3 protein-coding genes and 1 pseudogene are annotated in these 2,261 nt (G+C 65.4%); 1 reads left to right on the forward strand and 3 read right to left on the reverse strand.

From position 1 onward, the window contains the following. Window positions 1-649: DEAD/DEAH box helicase (locus VNW74_RS09350; protein WP_325676319.1), on the reverse strand; the 649-nt coding region annotated here is incomplete at its 3' end. Between the two features lie 298 nt (window positions 650-947). On the opposite strand from VNW74_RS09350, the gene VNW74_RS09355 reads away from it, so the two are divergent. Next, the gene (locus tag VNW74_RS09355; RefSeq protein WP_325676320.1) at window positions 948-1,151 is read left to right on the forward strand and encodes a cold-shock protein; all 204 of its coding nucleotides are present in this window, start codon (window positions 948-950) and stop codon (window positions 1,149-1,151) included. Window positions 1,152-1,260: 109 nt separating this feature from the next. Here VNW74_RS09355 and VNW74_RS09360 read toward each other — a convergent pair whose 3' ends face one another. After that, window positions 1,261-2,016, reverse strand: coding sequence for an SDR family oxidoreductase (locus tag VNW74_RS09360; protein ID WP_325676321.1), 756 nt, complete (start codon window positions 2,014-2,016; stop codon window positions 1,261-1,263). 10 nt (window positions 2,017-2,026) lie between these two features. Continuing rightward, window positions 2,027-2,261, reverse strand: a pseudogene (locus VNW74_RS09365) (LLM class flavin-dependent oxidoreductase); the annotation flags it as partial.

Consider the following 2,261-nt stretch of genomic DNA (forward strand, 5'->3'; position numbering starts at 1 on the left):
GGCCAAGTTCGACCCGCACCGGGTCCCGCAGGTGGCGGCGCACCATGCCGTTGATGCGCGGGGGCATCGTCGCCGAGAACAGCGCGGTCTGCCGGCTCTTCGGGGTGTTGCCGAGGATCGCCTCGATGTCCTCGGCAAAGCCCATGTCAAGCATCTCGTCCGCTTCGTCGAGGACGACGATCGCGAGGCCGCGCAGGTCCAGCGTTCCGCGGGTGATGTGGTCGAGCGCGCGCCCGGGCGTCGCCACCACCACGTCGGCACCACGGTCAAGCGCCCGCAGTTGCCGGCCAATTGGCTGGCCGCCGTAGATGGGCACCACACGCGCGCCGATTTCATGTCCGTAGCGGTGCATCGCTTCGGAAACCTGTACCGCAAGCTCGCGCGTCGGCACGAGTACTAGGGCGAGCGGCTCTGGCCGCCCGCCTTCCCTGAGCACCCGCTGGAGTACGGGAAGCGCGAAGGCTGCCGTCTTCCCCGTCCCGGTCGCAGCCTGACCGACCAGATCACGCCCGTCAAGCAGTGGCGGGATGGCGGCCTGCTGGATCGGTGTTGGCTCCTCATAACCGAGGCCGGAGAGGGCATGGAGCAGTTCCGGGGCCAGCGCCAAGTCGGCGAATCCGCCCGCGTCCTCGACGATATTCCCGATCATGAATGACCCACCTCGGTCCCAAGACACTTTTGACTTCCTCGGCTATCCGCCCTCCGCCACGTTACGGCAGACAGGACGCGGGACGGCGCCCGGCAACGATGTGGGAAGTGGACGGTGAGCTGAGGGCGGGATTGCGCTCGCGTTCGCCTGATTCCGCCCGGATGGGAATGGTCTGGCCTCAGGTGTGGTTAAATGCTGGCGGTCGTAGCTTCTGTGTACGTGTTTCATAGCGCGCTCGCGGATGTACTGCCGGTTCCCGCGCAGTGCGGGGACCCATCGTAGGTAGGGAGACATGCGCGTGGCGCAGGGAACAGTCAAGTGGTTCAACTCGGACAAGGGTTTCGGGTTCATCAGTGTCGATGGCGGGGGCCAGGACGTCTTCGTCCACTTCTCCGCGATCGAGTCCGGCGGCTACCGCAGCCTGGAGGAGAACCAGCGGGTCGAGTTCGACATCACGCAGGGTCAGAAGGGCCCGCAGGCCGAGCACGTTCGCGCGGTCTGACTCTGATCACTAGGTAAAGCCACCGCCCGTTCGGTCAAATCTTTTTTTCCGAACGGGCGGTGGCTTCTGTGTCTTCACAGGAGCTTCCCGCCGGTTGCCGGCGCAGGCGTTAAACGAGTGAGGCAGTCAATCCGCCGTCGAGGATGTAGTGGCTGCCGGTGACCCACGACGCCCGGTCGGACGCGAGGAAGGCGGCGACCTCGGCGATGTCCTCCGGGGTGCCGAGCCTGCCCTGCTTCATCGCGACGAGATCGCCGAACGGGATCTGGGTCGCCGCCTCGAAGTCGGGTACGAGCCGGGCGACCATGGCGGTGTCGGCAAAGCCTGGGCAGACCGCGTTGACTCGCACGCCGGCCGCCCGCATCTCCACCGCCGCGACCCGGGTGAGCTGGATCAGCGCCGCCTTCGTCGCGCAGTAGGAGCCGAGCAGCGGGCTGCCGCCGACCCCGGCGATCGAGGCGATGTTGACGATGTTGCCCTTCGAGGCGATCAGGTGCGGAATTGCCGCCTTCATCGCGACGAACGGACCGCGTACGTTGACCGCGAAGATCTTGTCGAAGCTTTCTGTTGACTGCTGGAGCAGCGGCGAGGAGATCTCGATCCCGGCATTGTTGACCAGGACGTCGAGACCGCCGAGGATGTCGACCGATTGCTGGACCGCGGCCTGTACCTGGCCCTCGTCCGTGACGTCGCAGTTAGCCACTCCTGCGGCGCCGATCTCTTCGGCTGACTGCTTGGCCGTTTCTGGGTTGATGTCGCTGACCACGACCCGGGCGCCGCGTTCCGTGAACAGCGCCGCGATCGCCTTGCCGATGCCGGCACCGGACCCGGTGACGAAAACCCGCTTACCCTCAAGCTCGGACATTGCGTTCCTCTCACATAGCGTCGACTTTGGGCATGATTTCTTCCTTCAGACGCTTGAGGTCGTCCAGCGTCTTAGCTACCGGAACGTCCTGGAACGGCGGCCAAAGCAATGGCATCGTCATCCCGGCTTCCCGGTAGCGCTTGAGCATGTCGGTGATCTGCGCCGCGCTTCCCGCCAGCAGGTTGGTGCCCTTGCCCATCGGCGTCTGATCCATGGCCTGATCGGTGATGACGAACCAGATCATG

The organism is Mycobacterium sp., from assembly GCF_035570115.1.
GTDB lineage: Bacteria > Actinomycetota > Actinomycetes > Mycobacteriales > Mycobacteriaceae > Mycobacterium.